This is a genomic window from Bordetella bronchialis (genome assembly GCF_001676705.1).
In the GTDB taxonomy this organism is placed as follows: Bacteria; Pseudomonadota; Gammaproteobacteria; order Burkholderiales; family Burkholderiaceae_B; genus Bordetella_C; species Bordetella_C bronchialis.
Window position 1 is genome coordinate 313,617 of the sequence record NZ_CP016170.1, and the last position, 15,327, is coordinate 328,943.

Annotated in this window: 8 protein-coding genes; 5 read left to right on the forward strand and 3 right to left on the reverse strand. The window is 71.2% G+C overall.

The genetic code is table 11. The annotated features are described in order from the left end of the window. Positions 1-18 precede the first annotated feature (18 nt). Both BAU06_RS01430 and BAU06_RS01435 read right to left on the reverse strand, forming a co-directional pair. Positions 19-897: a branched-chain amino acid ABC transporter permease gene (locus BAU06_RS01430; RefSeq protein WP_066343421.1), complete on the reverse strand. Its 879-nt coding sequence runs from the start codon at positions 895-897 to the stop codon at positions 19-21. Between the two features lie 22 nt (positions 898-919). Further along, positions 920-2,104: an ABC transporter substrate-binding protein gene (locus BAU06_RS01435; protein WP_066343429.1), complete on the reverse strand. Its 1,185-nt coding sequence runs from the start codon at positions 2,102-2,104 to the stop codon at positions 920-922. A 358-nt stretch (positions 2,105-2,462) separates the two neighbouring features. Here BAU06_RS01435 and BAU06_RS01440 point away from each other — a divergent pair, with 358 nt between their 5' ends. Then, a complete protein-coding gene (locus BAU06_RS01440; RefSeq protein WP_066343435.1) occupies positions 2,463-3,380 on the forward strand; it encodes a polysaccharide deacetylase family protein in 918 nt (305 codons plus the stop codon). 45 nt (positions 3,381-3,425) lie between these two features. Next, positions 3,426-4,217, forward strand: coding sequence for a GntR family transcriptional regulator (locus BAU06_RS01445; RefSeq protein ID WP_066343438.1), 792 nt, complete (start codon positions 3,426-3,428; stop codon positions 4,215-4,217). 61 nt (positions 4,218-4,278) lie between these two features. Here BAU06_RS01445 and BAU06_RS01450 read toward each other — a convergent pair whose 3' ends face one another. Further along, a complete protein-coding gene (locus tag BAU06_RS01450; protein WP_066343443.1) occupies positions 4,279-5,196 on the reverse strand; it encodes a LysR family transcriptional regulator in 918 nt (305 codons plus the stop codon). A gap of 118 nt (positions 5,197-5,314) precedes the next feature. Here BAU06_RS01450 and recC point away from each other — a divergent pair, with 118 nt between their 5' ends. The 3 genes from recC to recD are packed head-to-tail and all read left to right on the forward strand — an operon-like array spanning position 5,315 to position 15,295. Beyond that, on the forward strand, positions 5,315-9,121 hold the full coding sequence (gene recC, locus BAU06_RS01455; protein ID WP_066343453.1) for an exodeoxyribonuclease V subunit gamma: 3,807 nt from the start codon (positions 5,315-5,317) through the stop codon (positions 9,119-9,121). Next, a complete protein-coding gene (recB, locus tag BAU06_RS01460) occupies positions 9,114-13,115 on the forward strand; it encodes an exodeoxyribonuclease V subunit beta (protein ID WP_082993470.1) in 4,002 nt (1,333 codons plus the stop codon). The genes recC and recB overlap by 8 nt, the downstream gene beginning before the upstream one ends. Further along, positions 13,115-15,295: an exodeoxyribonuclease V subunit alpha gene (gene recD, locus BAU06_RS01465; RefSeq protein WP_066343458.1), complete on the forward strand. Its 2,181-nt coding sequence runs from the start codon at positions 13,115-13,117 to the stop codon at positions 15,293-15,295. The genes recB and recD overlap by 1 nt, the downstream gene beginning before the upstream one ends. The last annotated feature ends 32 nt before the right edge of the window (positions 15,296-15,327 follow it).

A 15,327-nucleotide genomic window follows, 5' to 3' on the forward strand; every position in this document is an offset into this window, starting at 1 on the left:
CGGGGCGGACGGCGACGCTCATACCTTGCGTACTCCCGCCTGCCCCAGCAGTCCGTCCGGCCGGATGGCGAGCAGCACGATCACCAGTCCGAAGGTGATGATCTGCGTGTAGCCCGAACCGATATACGTGACGATCAGGGCCTCTGCGATACCGAACAGCAGCCCGGCGATCATCACGCCCCAGGCGCTGCCGATGCCGCCCAGGATGGCGACGGCAAAGGCCTTGATGCCGAACAGCGTGCCCATTTCCGCGCTGACGTTGAACAAGGGCGCGATCAGGATGCCGGCCACGCCCGCGAAGCAGGTGGACAGCGCGAAGGAGGCGGCGATGGCGCGGCGTATCGGGATACCCATCAGGCGCGCGGCGTCGCGGTTCTGCGCCACCGCCAGCAGGGCCTTGCCCCAGCGCGTGCGGCGCGACACCAGGTGCAGCGCCGCCGCCATCGCCAGCCCGATGGCGGGAATGACCAGGTGCAGCGCGTACACGCCCAGCCCGACGCCGCCCAGCGCGATCTGCTGGCCGACCAGCGGCGAGGGCAGGCTGCGCGGCTCCTTGCCGAAGGTGTGCATGACCAGGTTGTCCAGCACGATGCCCAGGGCCACCGTGGACATCAGCCAGGCATTGGAGCCGCGGCTGGCGAAGGGCCGCACGGCCAGGGCCTCTACCGCCATGCCGTATGCCGCGCACGCGGCCAGCGCCAGCGGCACGGCCAGCCACATGGGCGTGCCCAGGGTTTGCGAGAAGGCGAAGCACAGCACCGCGCCCAGCATGACCGAGCTGCCCTGCGCGAAGTTCACCGTGCCCGATACCGCATAGGTCATGGTGAAGCCCAGCGCCACCACGCCGTACATGCTGCCCAGGCTGAGCCCGGTGATGAGCGCCGATATCAGTTGCATCGCCGGTCCGCCGCCGTATCGGTCAGGGCTTCATGCCGACGGGCACGATGCGGTTGTCGATGAACTGCGCCCAGACGTAGTCGTTTTCGGTCAGGGCGTCGTGCTGCGTGGGGCTGAAGGGGTGGACGTAGTTCTTGATCAGCCCCTGGTAGGTGTCGATGGCGTAATAGCCCTTGCGTATGGCGTCGCCGTCGGTGGAGCCGGCCTTGGCGATGGCCAGCGCGGTCAGGCGCATGCCGTCGTAGGCGTTGGCCACGCCCACCGCCGGCGTGATGTCGCCGGGCTGCTTGATGTCCGGATACTTGGCCTTCAGTTCCTTGACGACCTGTTCGCCCACCGGCGAGAGCTTGCCGTAGAAACTGTAGGTCTGCACGAAGTGCACATTGCTGGCGTTGGGGCCGCCCAGCTCGGTGAAGCGGCCGCCGGCCACGCCCCAGTGCGAGACCACCGGCACCTTCCACCCCATGCGGTCCATGGACTTCACCACCTGCGCCGCGGGGCCGACGTTGGCCACCAGGACGATGGTATCGGCGCCGGCCGCCTTCAGCCGCGTCAGCTGCGGCACCACGTCGACGTCGGTGGCCTCGAACTTTTCGCTGCCCACGGGCGCCATGCCCTTTTCCTTCAAGGCCGCGACCAGTCCTTTCTGGTTCGATTCGCCCCAGGGATTGTTGATCATCAAGAGGCCGAAGCGGGCCGTGTGGAAGGTCTTCTGCGCATAGGCCACCATGCCTTTGTCGACCAGTTCGTCGACGGCGGACACGCGGAAGACGTAATTGGGATCGGCGCCGTTGCGGGTGATCGCCGTGCCGGCGGCCCAGGGGTTCATGAAGGGCACCTTGGCCTGATTGGCCAGCGGCGCGATGGCCAGCGCGACGGGCGTGTCGATGCCGCCGAAGAACACGGCGACCTTCTCGCGGTAGATCAGTTCGCGCGCGGCGGTCACGCCCTTGGCGGGATTGGATTCGTCGTCGCGCCGCACCAGTACCAGCTGGCGGCCGCCCAGCAGGCCGCCCTGCGCATTGATTTCGTCGATGGCCGTCTGCAGGCCGCGCGTGATGGCCTCGCCGGACAGCGCCGACTGGCCCGACAGGGCGGCGACCAGGCCGATCTTGATGGGCTCGGCGGCGTGCACGGCGGACAGCCAGCCCAGCCCCAGCATGGCGGCGGCGAAGGCGGTGAAGGTGCGGCGGGATGAATGGATCATGGTGTCCCCTGTGGCAGGTGGCGTTGGGCGTATCGCCGTGCTCGGCGCCTGGGAATCAATGCAACATCCATGCCAACCCGGCGGCGCTGTCGCGCCGGCGATACGCCGGGATTTTTGTCGCGGATTCGCGCTAATTTTTGTCGGCAAAAAATAGCCGATTGGAGATAATGTCGACGCGCCGCGCGGCGCGCGCGTTCCGGTCCATGCGGACCATGCGCCAATACGGTGCGGAAAACGGCGCAAAGCGTGCGTCCCCGCACCGCCATGTGGCATCGCCACGGTCCCGGCCCGCGCAACCGTACACGTACACAAGGCAGCGCCATGCGATGCCTATCCCCGCAAGCCAGAGGTCTTTCCGATGACGACGGTTTCCCGCTTCGACAAGCTCGCCACGCATGACCGGTTCGACTATTCGCCCATCCACCAGCGCCCGGACTACCACTGGCCCGGCAAGGCCCGGCTGGCCGTGTACCTGGGATTCAATATCGAGCACTTTGCCTTCGGCGAGGGCTTGGGCGCGAAACTGGGCGCCGCGCTGGCCGAACCGGACGTGCTGAATTATTCATGGCGCGAGTACGGCAACCGGGTCGGCGCCTGGCGCTGCCTGGAGTTGTTCGACGAGCTCGGTTTCCCGGCGGGCATCATCGCCAATACCTCCGTCTTCGACCATTGCGGGGCCTTGATCGAGGCCTGCGTGCGGCGGGGCGATGAATTGATCGGCCATGGGCACACCAATTCCGACCACCAGAGCAAGCTGCCGGAGGAACAGGAACGCGCCCTGCTCGAACATTGCCGCGACCGCATCGCGGCGCTGGGGGGACGGGCGGATGGCTGGCTGTCGCCATGGATCGCCGAATCGCGCGTGACGACGGACCTGCTGGCGGAAACGGGGTATCGCTACACGCTGAACTGGGCGCACGACGACCAGCCCGTGCGCATGCGCACGCGCGGCGGCCAGCCCTTCTGGTCCATCCCGTATCCGCAGGAATTGAACGACATTCCCATGATCGTCGCGCGCCAGATGGACGCCAAGGATTTCGCGCAAATGATCGTCGACAACTTCGACGAGATGCGGCGCCAGGCGCGCCGCCAACCCCTGGTGATGGGGATCGCGCTGCATCCCTACCTGGTGGGGCAGCCTTATCGCCTGCTGCATCTGCGGCGCGCGCTCGAGCACATCGCGCGGGCGCGCGACGACGGCGATATCTGGATCGCCACGCCGGGCGCGATATGCCGCCATGTGGATACGCTGGCGCCTGACACGGCCGGCCGGTGAACGGGCGCGCATATAGTTACGGTCTTGCCGTATGAGCCGCGCTTCATGACCCCTGCCGCCAAGAAAACGCCATCCGCCCCGCGTCCCCGCGGACGCCCCAAGGTGCGCCCGGAACGCCTGGTCTCCGGCACGCGCGCGGCCCGCCGCGTCGCCGCCGCCAGCGCGGCGTCGGCCGGCGATGCCGAAGAGCGCGTCTACCAGGCCGTCCTGCAAAGCGTGCTGGGCCAGCGCCTGAAGCCGGGCACCAAACTGCCGGAGGCCGCGCTGTGCGAGCTGTTCGGCGTGGGGCGCTCGCTGGTGCAGCGGGTGCTGCAACGCCTGGCGCGCGATCACGTGGTCGAACTGCGGCCCAACCGCGGCGCGATCGTGGCGGTGCCCACGCCGGAGGAAGTCGGCAAGCTGTTCGAGGCCCGGCGCGCGCTGGAGGCGGCCATCGTGCCGCTGGTGGCGCGGCACGCCACGCGCGCCGACTACGCCATGTTGCGGCGGCACCTGCGCCAGGAACACCAGGCCCTGCATGGCGGACAGGCCCAGTGGGCATTGCTGGCCAGCGCCTTCCACACCAGATTGGGCGAGCTGTCGCGCAATCCCCTGCTGCAGCGCTATTTGCTGGAAACCGTCTCGCGCTGCGCGCTGGTGGTGGCCATCTTCCAGCCGCCCGGCAACGCCACCTGCGAGCACGGCGAGCACGCCCACGTGGTCGACCTGATCGAGCGTGGCGAGACGGCCGCGGCGGTGCGCGCGATGGACCAGCACCTGCGCGACCTGGAAGCGCATATCAACATCGTGCAGGAAGCCGGCTCCGCCAGCCTGGCCGACATGCTGGGCCTGGGCTGAGCGGCTACGATAAAGGCGGCCTGGACGGCTTGCCCCTGGGCTTTCCGGGCGCGCCGCGGTCTCAGGCGGCGGCGGGCAGGTCCACCGCCAACGGACCGCAGACGTCCCGCAGGCCGGCGTGCAGCAAGCGCACGGCCGGCGAGAACTGCTTGCGGTGCGGACAGATCAGGTTGAAGGGCGCGGCCTCGCCGGGGATCTCCGGCAGCAGGACCTCCAGGCGGCCCGCGCGGATGTCGGCCGCCACGTCCAGCCAGGATTTGTAGGCGATGCCCTGGCCGGCCGCCGCCCAGCGGTGCACGGCTTCCCCATCGTCGGTCAGCAGCGGCCCGGATACCGCGATGACGCGCCGGCCATCGCCATCGCCGAAGCGCCATTTGTCGTAGGGGCGGCCATGCATGGTGTAAAGCAGGCAGTCGTGGCGCGCCAGGTCGTCCAGCGAGCGCGGCCGGCCGCGGCGTTGCAGGTAGCCGGGCGAGGCCACCAGGACGCGGCGGTTTTCCGGCACGATGGGCAGGGCGATGAAGCTGGCGTCGCCGATGCGGCCGTAGCGCAGCGCCACGTCCACCGGATCGCGGAATACATCGGTGACGTTATCCGAAAGATAGAGCCGCAAGGTCAGCCCGGGGTGATGGGCGCGGAATTCGCCCAGCCAGGGCAGGATGGTATTGCGCCCGATGTCCGAGGGCGCGGCGATCTGCAGCGTGCCCTGCAGGGCGGCATCTTCCGCCCGGACGCGTTCGGTGCCTTCCTGCAGCATGTCCAGGGCGCCCTTGGCGAAGGGCAGGTATTGCTCGCCTTCCGCCGTCAGGCGCAGGCTGCGCGTGGAGCGCGCGAACAGCCGGATTCCCAGTTCCGCTTCCAGGCGCTTGATCGCCGCGCTGACCTGGCCGGGCAGCAGGTCGACCTCGCGCGCCGCGTGCGAGAAACTGCCCAGCGCGGCGGCGCGCACGAACAGGTTCAGGTCGTCCAGGCGTATCATTTTTTTCAAGGGGGCAGGCGATGGCGCATTGTGCCCCGTTTTGCCCTGCGCCGCAGGGGATGTCCGGCGCCGATCCGGGTTATCGTTCCGCATTGGATTCCCACACGAAAGCCGTCCAGTGCCCCGTTCGTCCCCGCCATCCCTGCCGCCCGGCCTGATCGTCATCCACAGCAACCTGTCCGAGTCGCTGCGCGACGTGCTGGTGGGGTGGATGCGCGGCCATCCGCTGGGGCCGCTGGAGCGCGAAGTGGTGCTGGTACAGAGCAGCGGCATCGCGCAATGGCTGAAGCTGGCGCTGGCGGCCGACCCGCGGCCCGGCGCCGCGGGCGGCGGGGCCGGCATCGCCGCGGCCTTCGAATTCCTGCTGCCGTCGCGCTTCCTGTGGCGCGCCTATCGCGCGGTGCTGGGCGCGGCGGCGGTGCCGGAGGTCTCGCCCTTCGATAAGCCGCGCCTGATGTGGCGCCTGCTGCGCCTGCTGCCGGAAGTCATGGAACAGCCCGTCTACGCGCCCTTGCGCCGCTTCCTGCGCGACGACGCCGACTGCCGCAAGCGCTATCAGCTGGCCGAGCGGCTGGCCGACGTCTTCGACCAATACCAGGTGTACCGCGCCGACTGGCTGGCGGCCTGGGCCGCGGGCCGCGATACCCTGCCGCGCGACGGCGGCGCGGAGCTGCCGCTGCCGCCCTCGCAGCGCTGGCAGGCGGCGCTGTGGCGCGCGGTCCTGGACGACGTCAAGGAAATGGCCGCGCCCATCGGCGCGGCGCCGTCCTCCGATGGCCGCGCCGCCGTGCACGCCGCCTTCCTGCGCCGCGCCGCGGACCTGCCGGATGACGCGGTGCTGCCGGGCCTGCCGCGCCGGCTCATCGTGTTCGGGATCTCGACGCTGCCGCGCCAATCGCTGGAAGTCCTGGCCGTGCTGTCGCGCTGGACGCAGGTGCTGATGTGCGTGAACAACCCCTGCGAACACTATTGGGCCGACATCATCGAAGGCAAGGATTTGCTGCGCGCCGCCCACGCCCGGCAACAGCGGCGCCAGGGCAGCCCCGCGCACATCGGCGACGACGAACTGCACCTGCACGCGCATCCCCTGCTGGCGGCCTGGGGCAAGCAGGGCCGCGATTTCATCGGCCTGCTCGACGAGCACGACGACCCCGGCGCCCGCGCGCGGCTGGCGGCCGCGCTGGGCGGCGAGGCACGCCGCCTGGACCTGTTCGAGGCGGCCGGCGACGATACCCTGCTGCGGCAACTGCAGGACGATATCCGCGACCTGCGCCCCTTGCGGGAAACGCGCGCGCGCTGGCCCGCCGTGGATCCCGCGCGCGATGCGTCCATCCGCTTCCACGTGGCGCACAGCCGCCAGCGCGAAGTGGAGATCCTGCACGACCAGCTGCTGGCCGCCTTCGACCAGGACGCCACGCTGCGGCCGCGTGACGTCATCGTGATGGTCCCGGACATCGAAGCCTATGCGCCGCACATCCAGGCGGTGTTCGGCCTGCACGAACGCGACGATCCGCGCGCCATTCCCTACACCATCGCCGACCGCGTCAAGCGGCACGCCGATCCGCTGCTGCACGCGGTGGAACAGCTGCTGCAGCTGCCGCGCGCGCGCTTCGCGGTCAGCGAGTTCATGGACCTGCTGGAAGTGCCGGCGGTACGCGAACGCTATGGCGTCGCCGAGGACCAGCTGCCCTTGCTGCACGCCTGGATACGCGGCGCCAACATCCGCTGGGGACTGCACGATGCGCAGCGGCAGGCGCTGGGCCTGCCCTCCAGCGGTACGCCGGCCGCGCAGAACAGCTGGCTGTTCGGATTGCGCCGCATGCTGCTGGGCTATGCGGTGGGCGCGCGCGCCGCGAACTGGCAGGGCATCGAGCCGTATGACGATATCGGCGGGCTGGATGCCGCGCTGCTGGGTCCCCTGGTCGCGGTGATCGACGATCTGGAACAGACCTGGCTGGCATTGGCCGAGCCGGCGCCGCCCCGGGTGTGGGGCGAGCGCCTGGCGGCCCTGCTGGAACGTTTCTTCCAGCCCGGCGAAAGCGCGGACGCGTATACCGTGCAGCAGTTGAACGCCGCCTTGCGCGAATGGCTGGAGGTCTGCGAAGAGGGCCGCGTGACGGAAGCCCTGCCGCTGTCCGTGGTGGCGGAGCACTGGCTGTCGCGCCTGGACGAAGGCGGCCTGTCGCAGCGTTTTTTCGGCGGGGCGGTCACCTTTGCCACGCTGATGCCGATGCGCGCGATTCCGTTCCGCATCGTCTGCCTGCTGGGCATGAACGACGGCGAGTATCCGCGCATCCGCATGCCCATGGATTTCGACCTGATGGCCTACGACTACCGCCCCGGCGACCGCTCGCGGCGCGAGGACGACCGCTATCTGTTCCTGGAGGCCCTGCTGTCGGCGCGCGACCGCCTGCTAATTTCCTGGATCGGCCGCAGCGTGCGCGACAACACGCCGCGGCCGCCGTCGGTGCTGGTGGGCCAGCTGCGCGACCATCTGGCGGCGGGCTGGCGGCTGCAAGGCCCCGACGCCGCCGACGCCGCCGACGCCGACGCCGCGGCGGACAGCCAGACCGCGGCCGGCGACGCCAGGGCCCACGACGCCAGGGCCCACGACGCCACGACCGCGGCGATGCCGCAGCCCGACGAAGCGCTGCTTGCCGCCCTGACCACCGAGCACCGCCTGCAGCCGTTCAGCCCCGCCTACTTCTCCGGCGAGTCGCCGGAGCTGTTCACCTATGCGCGCGAATGGCGGGGCGGCGCGCGGGGCGGCGGCGCCATGCAGGCCCTGCCGCCGGTCGTGCGCGAAGACCCGCTGACGCTGCGCGAGCTGGCGGATTTCGTGCGCGCGCCGGTGGACGCGTTCTTCAAGCAGCGGCTGCAGGTCAGCTTCGTGCTGGAGGATGCCGCGACCGAAGACGTCGAGCCCTTCGTGCCGGATTCCCTGGAGCAGTGGCAACTGCAGGACGCCCTGATACGCGCGCAGTCGCGCGCCCTGGAAGCGGGCCAGGACTACCTGGCCAGCCGCGAGGCCGAGGCCGCGCGCATCGGCCGCGCCGGCCTGCTGCCCGATGGCGCGTTCGGCGCGCTGACCGCCGGCGATCTGATCGCCCCGCTGGACGATATGGCGGAGCGCTACGGCAAGGCGCTGGAGCGCTGGCCGCATGCCATGCAGGAGGAATTTCCCATCGCCGTCGGCGGCATCGCCGGCGCGCCCGGCCTGGAGGACAGCCTGGGCGCTTTCCGCCGCGATGACGAAGGCCGGCGCTGCCGCCTGCTGGTGGACAGCAGCAGCCTGATTCCCAAGGGCAAGTACCGCGCCGCCCGCGTCGTGCCGCACTGGGTCGCCCACGTGGCGGCGCAACTGGCGGGCGAACCGGTTACCACGGTGATCGTCAGCAAGGCCGGCGACGTGGTGTTCCCGCCCCTGTCGCGGCGCGAGGCCATGCGCTGCATGCGGGCCTGGCTGCGCGGCTGGCAAGCCGGCATGTCGCGGCCGCTGCCGCTGGCCGTGGGCGCGGCGTTCGAGTGGCTGACGCGGCATCCCGCGCCGCCCGAGATCGAGGCCGCCATCGCGGCCGGGCCCGCGGAAGGCGGCGCGGCCAACGATGCCCGCATGGACGGCGAAGAAGCGGAAGAAGACCCCGCGCCCTGGGATGGCGCCGACGAGGGCGGCCTGGGCGCGCTGCTGGCCGCCCCCGCCGCGCAGGCCGCGCGCAAGGTCTACGAGGGCGCGGCCGAACAGCGCGGCGAGGTCGACGGCAGTCCTTATCTGCAGGCGGTGTATCCCGATTTCGCGGCGCTGGCGCGCGGCGGCGAATTCTTCACCCTGGCGCAGGCCTGGCTGCGCACCATGCGGGCCATGCTTTACGCGGACCGTGCCAAGGGCAAGGCCGCGTCCCCGTCGCGGGAGGGCGAACATGCCTGAGACCCGCCACCGCCCTGTCGCGGTTGCCGCCGATACCGGCGCGGCACCGCGCGACCCCCAGGCCACGCCCCTGGATGTGCTGCGTTTTCCGCTGCATGGCAGCCGGCTGATCGAAGCGAGCGCCGGCACCGGCAAGACCTTTACCATCGCCACGCTGTACGTGCGGCTGGTGCTGGGCCACGGCGGCGAACAGGGATACGATCGCCCGCTGATGCCGCCGCAGATCCTGGTCGTGACCTTTACCGAGGCCGCGACGCAGGAACTGCGCGACCGCATCCGCGCCCGGCTGGCGCAGGCCGCGGCCTGCTTCCTGGCGGATCCGGACAGCGTCGTCGAACGCCCGCCCGGCGAGGATCCCCTGCACGACCTGCGCGCCGACTATCCCCCCGCGAGCTGGGCGGCCTGCGCGCGCAAGCTGCAACTGGCGGTGGAATGGATGGACGAGGCCGCGGTCTCCACCATCCATGGCTGGTGCAACCGCATGCTGCGCGAGCATGCCTTCGACAGCAACAGCCTGTTCCAGCAGACCCTGGAGCAGAACACCGCGCCCTTGATGGCCGAGGTGGTGCGCGATTACTGGCGCGCCCATATCGCCCCGCTGGACGCGATCTCGGCGGCGGAAGTGCGCGCCTGGTGGCCCGGTCCGGAAGAATTGCAGGCGCAGTTGCTGCCGGTGCTGCGCTTCGCTCCGGAGCTGAAGGCCCCCGGCCAGGCCGGCCTGGCCCACGGGCTGGACGATGCCGGCGCGGCGGCCGGCGCGGAGGCGGACGGGGCCGGCCGCGCGCCTTGCGATCTGTTGCGCACCGCGCGGCAGCGGCGGCAGGCGCAACTGGGTCGTCTCAAGGCGCCCTGGCTATCCTGGCTGCCGGAACTGCGGCGCCTGTTCGACGAAGGCGTGTCGGCCAAGCGCGTCAACGGCCGGCAGATCCAGGCGCGCTATTACGAGTCCTGGCTGGAGAACCTGCGCGCGTGGTGCGAGGACCCCGACGCCCGTATCCCGCAGTTGACCGAAACGGCCTGGCTGCGGCTGGGCCCCGGCCTGGACGAGGCATGGAAGGGCGACCCGCCCGATCACCCCGCCTTCGCCGCGCTGGCCGAACTGCGCGAGCAGACGCGCGCGTTGCCGGAGGCCCGCCACGATGTGCTGCGCCATGCGGCGGACTGGGTCAGCCGCCGCTTCGCGGGTGAACAGGCGCAGCGCGCGCAGATGAGTTTCGATGCCTTGCTGGACCAGCTGGACGCCGCGCTGGCCGGTCCCAGCGGCGCCGCGCTGGCCGAGACGCTGCGCCGGCAATTTCCCGTCGCCCTGATCGACGAATTCCAGGATACCGATCCCGTCCAGTACCGCATCTTCGACGCCGTCTATCGTGTCGCGGACAACGACAAGGGCAGCGCGCTGATCCTGATCGGCGATCCCAAGCAGGCGATCTACGGTTTCCGCGGCGCGGACATCTTCACCTATCTGCGCGCGCGCGCGGCGGTGGCCGGCCGCCTGTACGTCCTGGGCAGGAACTTCCGTTCCAGCGTGCCGATGGTGCGCGCCGTCAATCATTGCTTCCTGGCGGCCGAGCGCCGGCCGGAGGGCGAAGGGGCCTTCCTGTTCCGCCGCCGCGACGCCAATCCGGTCCCCTTCATTCCGGTGCAGGCCAACGACCGTCCCGATCGCCTGGTGGTCGCCGGCACCGCCACGCCGGCCCTGACGATGTGGTGGCTGCCGCGGGCGGAAGACGGCAAGCCCATGGGCGCGGGCGCCTATGTCGAGACCATGGCCGATGCCTGCGCGGGTGAAATCGCGCGTCTGTTGACCTTGAGCCAGCAAGGAAGCGCGGGATTCGCGCCGCGCGACGCGGTGCCGGCGTCGGCCTCGCCCGAAGGGCCGGCGGCCCTCAGGCAAGCGCCCGGGCCCGCGGCAACGCCGCTATCGACGGCCATCCTGGCGCCCCTGCGTCCCGCCGATATCGCCGTGCTGGTCGATACGGGCCGCCAGGCGCGGGCCGTGCGGCGCGCGCTGTCGCGGCGCGGCGTGCGCAGCGTGTACCTGTCCGAGCGGCAGTCCGTCTTTGCCAGCCCGCAGGCTGGCGAGATCGAATTCTGGCTGCGCGCCTGCGCGGAGCCCGACGATGGCCGGGCCCTGCGCGCGGCCCTGGCCACGCCGACGCTGGGCGTGCCATGGCAGGAGCTGGACCGTGTCGGCCAGGACGAACTGGAATGGGAGGCGCGGGTCCAGCAATTCCGCGGCTACGCGCGCTGCTGGCGCGAAAAAGGCGTGCTGCCCATGCTGCGGCGCCTGCTGGACGACTTCGGCGTGCCGGCCCGCCAGTTGTCCGCCGGCGAGGATCCCGGCCAGGCCGCCGGCGATGGCGAACGCGTAATGACCGACATCCTGCACATCGCCGAGCTGTTGCAGCAGGCCAGTACGCAGATCGACGGCGAGCACGCGCTGCTGCGCCACCTGGCGGAAATGCGCCACGCCGCTGCGCAGGGCGAAGAGAACGACGCCCTGACCATACGCCTGGAAAGCGATGCCGACCTGGTGCGCGTCATCACCGTGCACAAGTCCAAGGGCCTGGAGTACCCGCTGGTGTTCCTGCCCTACGCCGCCGCGTTCCGCCCCGTCCGGCCGGACGCGGTGCCGCTTTCCTGGCACGACGAAGATGGCGAGCTCAAGGTGTCGCTGGTGCCCGACGCGCACGGCCATGCCCGCGCCGACCGCGAGCGCCTGGGCGAGGACTTGCGCAAGCTGTACGTGGCGCTCACGCGCGCCCGCTATGCCACCTGGGTAGGCGTGGCGCCGCTTGCCGATTTGCAGGCCAGCGCCCTCGGCTATCTCATCGGCAAGGGGCAGGCCGGCCAGGATGAACCGCTTGCCGATGTCCTGGAAGCGTGGCGCGACGGCCATGCCGACATCGCGCTGCGCGAAGCGCCGGCGCCCGGCGAAATCCGCTACCGGGCCGATGCGGTGGGCCGCGCCGCCCCGGGGCCCGCGGGCGGCGCGCGGACGATGCGCCGTACGGTGCGCGATCCCTGGTGGGTCGCCAGTTATTCGTCGCTGCGCACCGCGCGGGACGGCGCCATGGAGGCCGAGCCCGAAACGGCGCGAGAGGACGTCTTCCTGGAAGCGGCCGAATCCGACAACCCAGCCAGCGCCGCCGGCGATGGATCCGTCGACACGCGCGGCATGGCGGTGCGATCCCCGCCCGGCACGGTGCCATCCGCGGCGCGCGACGCCCGGGGTGCCCTGCACGCCTTTCCGGCGGGCGCCCAGGCGGGCACCTTCTTCCACGAGCTGCTGGAATGGGCCGCGGCGCAAGGCTTCGCAACCGTCGCCGGCCAGCCGGAGGCGGCGCGCCTGGCCGTGGCGCGCCTATGCGAGGTGCGCAACTGGTCCGATTGGACCGAGCCCTTGACGGCCTGGCTGCTGGACACCGTCGCGCGTCCCATGGCCTTGCCCGGCATGCCCGGCCAGGCGGTGCCGCCGGTGGCGCTGGCGGGCGTGGGCGGGTATATCGCGGAAATGGAATTCTGGCTGGGTGCCGACAACGTCGACGTGACGCGGCTGGACCGCATCGTGCGCGCGCACACCCTTGAACAGGCGCCCCGCCCCGCGCTGGAGCCCGGGCGCATCCACGGCATGCTCAAGGGCTTCATCGATCTGGTGTTCGAGCACCAGGGCCGCTACTACGTCCTGGACTACAAGTCCAACCGGCTGGGCGATGACGATAGCGCCTACACGCAGGCGGCGATGCGCCAGGCCATGCTGGGCCATCGCTACGAACTTCAATACGCGCTGTATCTGTTCGCCCTGCATCGCCTGCTGCGGTCGCGCCTGCCCGACTACGACTATGACCGCCACGTCGGCGGCGCGGCCTATGTTTTCCTGCGCGGCACGCGGGCGCCGCAAGGCGGCGTGTTCGTCGACCGTCCGCCCGCCGCGATGGTGCAGGCGCTGGACCGGCTGTTCGCCGCGGCGCCGGCGCGCGAGGAGGCTGCCTGATGTTCCTTTCCGGCGACAAGCGCCGCACGGCCGCCGCCGCGACGCAGGCCGGCCGCGCCGAACTCCTGGCCTTGATGGACCTGTGGGTCGCGCATGCCTGGATACGCCCGCTGGATGCGGTGTTCGCCCGCTTCCTGTGGGAAGAAGTACCCGACGCGCCGCCGCTGGCCATCCTGGGCGCGCTGCTGGCCAGCCACCAGCTGGCGCACGGGCATGCCTGCCTGGATCTGGGCGCGACCCTGGAAGACCCGGAAATGACGCTGGCGCTGCCGCCGGAAGGCGCGGATCCCGCGGATGCCGGCGCGCCGCTGCGTACGCCTGCGGCACTGCTGGCCAAGGTGTCGCTGCCGCGCTGGCTGGCGGCGCTGGACGTGCCGGCGCTGGTGGGCGACGGCCCCGGCGGCACCCCGCTGGTCCTCGTCGAACACCGCTTGTATTTGCGGCGCTGCTGGCAGTACGAGCAGGACATCAACGCGGGCATCGCCGCCCGGCTGGCGCGCCAGCCCGCCCTGCAATCGGCCTTGCCGCCCGACCGCCTGCGCGGCCTGCTCGATGTCCTGTTCCCCGCGGGGGAAAGCGCCGGGCGCATCGGCGCGGATACCGACTGGCAGAAGATTGCCTGCGCCGCGGCCGCGCGCAGCGCCTTTACCGTCATCACCGGCGGTCCGGGTACCGGCAAGACCACCACCGTGGTAAAGGTCTTGGCCGTGCTGCAGGCCCTGGCCCTGGAAGGCATCGTCGCCGGCGGCGCCACGGCGACGGGCCTGCCGCGGCCCTTGCGCATCCGGCTGGCCGCGCCCACGGGCAAGGCGGCCGCGCGGCTGAGCGAGTCCATCGCCGGCGCGGTGTCGCGCCTGCCGGTGGCCCGGCTGCCGGCAGGCGAGGCGGTGCGGCAGGCCATTCCTACCGGCGTGTCGACGCTGCACCGCCTGCTGGGCAGCCGGCCCGGCTCGCGCAAGTTCCGCCACGATGCCGGCAATCCGCTCGCGCTGGACGTGCTGGTGGTCGACGAGGCCTCGATGATAGACCTGGAGACCATGGCGGCGCTGCTGCAGGCCCTGCCGCCGCGCGCGCGCCTGATCCTGCTGGGCGACAAGGACCAGCTGGCTTCCGTCGAAGCCGGCGCCGTGCTGGCGGACCTGTGCCGCGAGGCGCATGCGGGCCGCTACACGCCCGCGACGCGCGACTGGCTGGAAGCGGTCAGCGGCGAGCGCATAGCCGGCGACCTGGTCGACCCCGCCGGCACGGCGCTGGACCAGGCCATCGTCATGCTGCGCCACAGCCACCGCTTCGCCGCCGACAGCGGCATCGGGCGCCTGGCTTCCGCCATCAATGCGGGCAACCGCCAGGCCGTCGCCCGATTCTGGCGGCAGTCGCACGCGGGCGTGACGCGCATGACGGGACGCGACTGCGAGCGCGACTTCGCCGCGCTGGTCCTGGACGGCCAGCCCCAAACCGAACTGGAGCTGGCCATGACCGCCGGCCTGGCACCGGCGCAAGCCGCCGCCGGCGCGCCAGGCAGCGACGACGCCTGGGATAACGGTCCGCACGGCTATGCGCGGTATCTGCGCCTGATGCGCGCCAGCCGTCCGGCGCCGGGCGCCGCGCAGGCGGACCTGGACGATTGGGCGCGGCGTGTCCTGCGCGCGCATGGGGCCTTCCAGCTGTTGACCACCTTGCGACAGGGCCCCTGGGGCGTCGAAGGACTGAACCGGCGCGTCGCGCGGCTGTTGCGCGAGCAGGCGCTGATCGACGCCACCGATGGCTGGTACGCCGGCCGTCCGGTGCTCGTCACGCGCAACGATTATGCGCTCGGCCTGATGAACGGCGATATCGGCATCACGCTGGCCTTGCCCGCTTCCGGCGACGGCGCGCCGGTGCTGCGCGTCGCCTTCCCCATGACCGACGGCAGCGGCCGCATCAAATGGGTGCTGCCCAGCCGCCTGCAGGCGGTGGAAACCGTGTTCGCGCTGACGGTGCACAAGTCGCAGGGCTCGGAGTTCGACCACGCCGCCGTGGTGCTGCCCGAGCGGATCGGCCCCATCGTCACGCGCGAACTGCTCTACACCGGCATCACGCGCGCGCGCGCTTTCCTTACCCTGCTGAGTCCCGGCGGCGAACACATCCTGGAGCAGGGCATCGCGCGCCAGGTGCGGCGCGCCAGCGGCTTGCTGGCCTAGACGCGCCGCGGCGCGGCGACGCCGCCGGCGCA

Bases quoted from the DNA above. Each gene is read 5' to 3' on its own strand.
- BAU06_RS01430 (WP_066343421.1), bottom strand. From the start codon at position 897: ATGCAACTGATATCGGCGCTCATCACCGGGCTCAGCCTGGGCAGCATG.
- BAU06_RS01435 (WP_066343429.1), bottom strand. From the start codon at position 2,104: ATGATCCATTCATCCCGCCGCACCTTCACCGCCTTCGCCGCCGCCATG.
- BAU06_RS01440 (WP_066343435.1), top strand. From the start codon at position 2,463: ATGACGACGGTTTCCCGCTTCGACAAGCTCGCCACGCATGACCGGTTC.
- BAU06_RS01445 (WP_066343438.1), top strand. From the start codon at position 3,426: ATGACCCCTGCCGCCAAGAAAACGCCATCCGCCCCGCGTCCCCGCGGA.
- BAU06_RS01450 (WP_066343443.1), bottom strand. From the start codon at position 5,196: ATGATACGCCTGGACGACCTGAACCTGTTCGTGCGCGCCGCCGCGCTG.
- recB (WP_082993470.1), top strand. From the start codon at position 9,114: ATGCCTGAGACCCGCCACCGCCCTGTCGCGGTTGCCGCCGATACCGGC.
- recD (WP_066343458.1), top strand. From the start codon at position 13,115: ATGTTCCTTTCCGGCGACAAGCGCCGCACGGCCGCCGCCGCGACGCAG.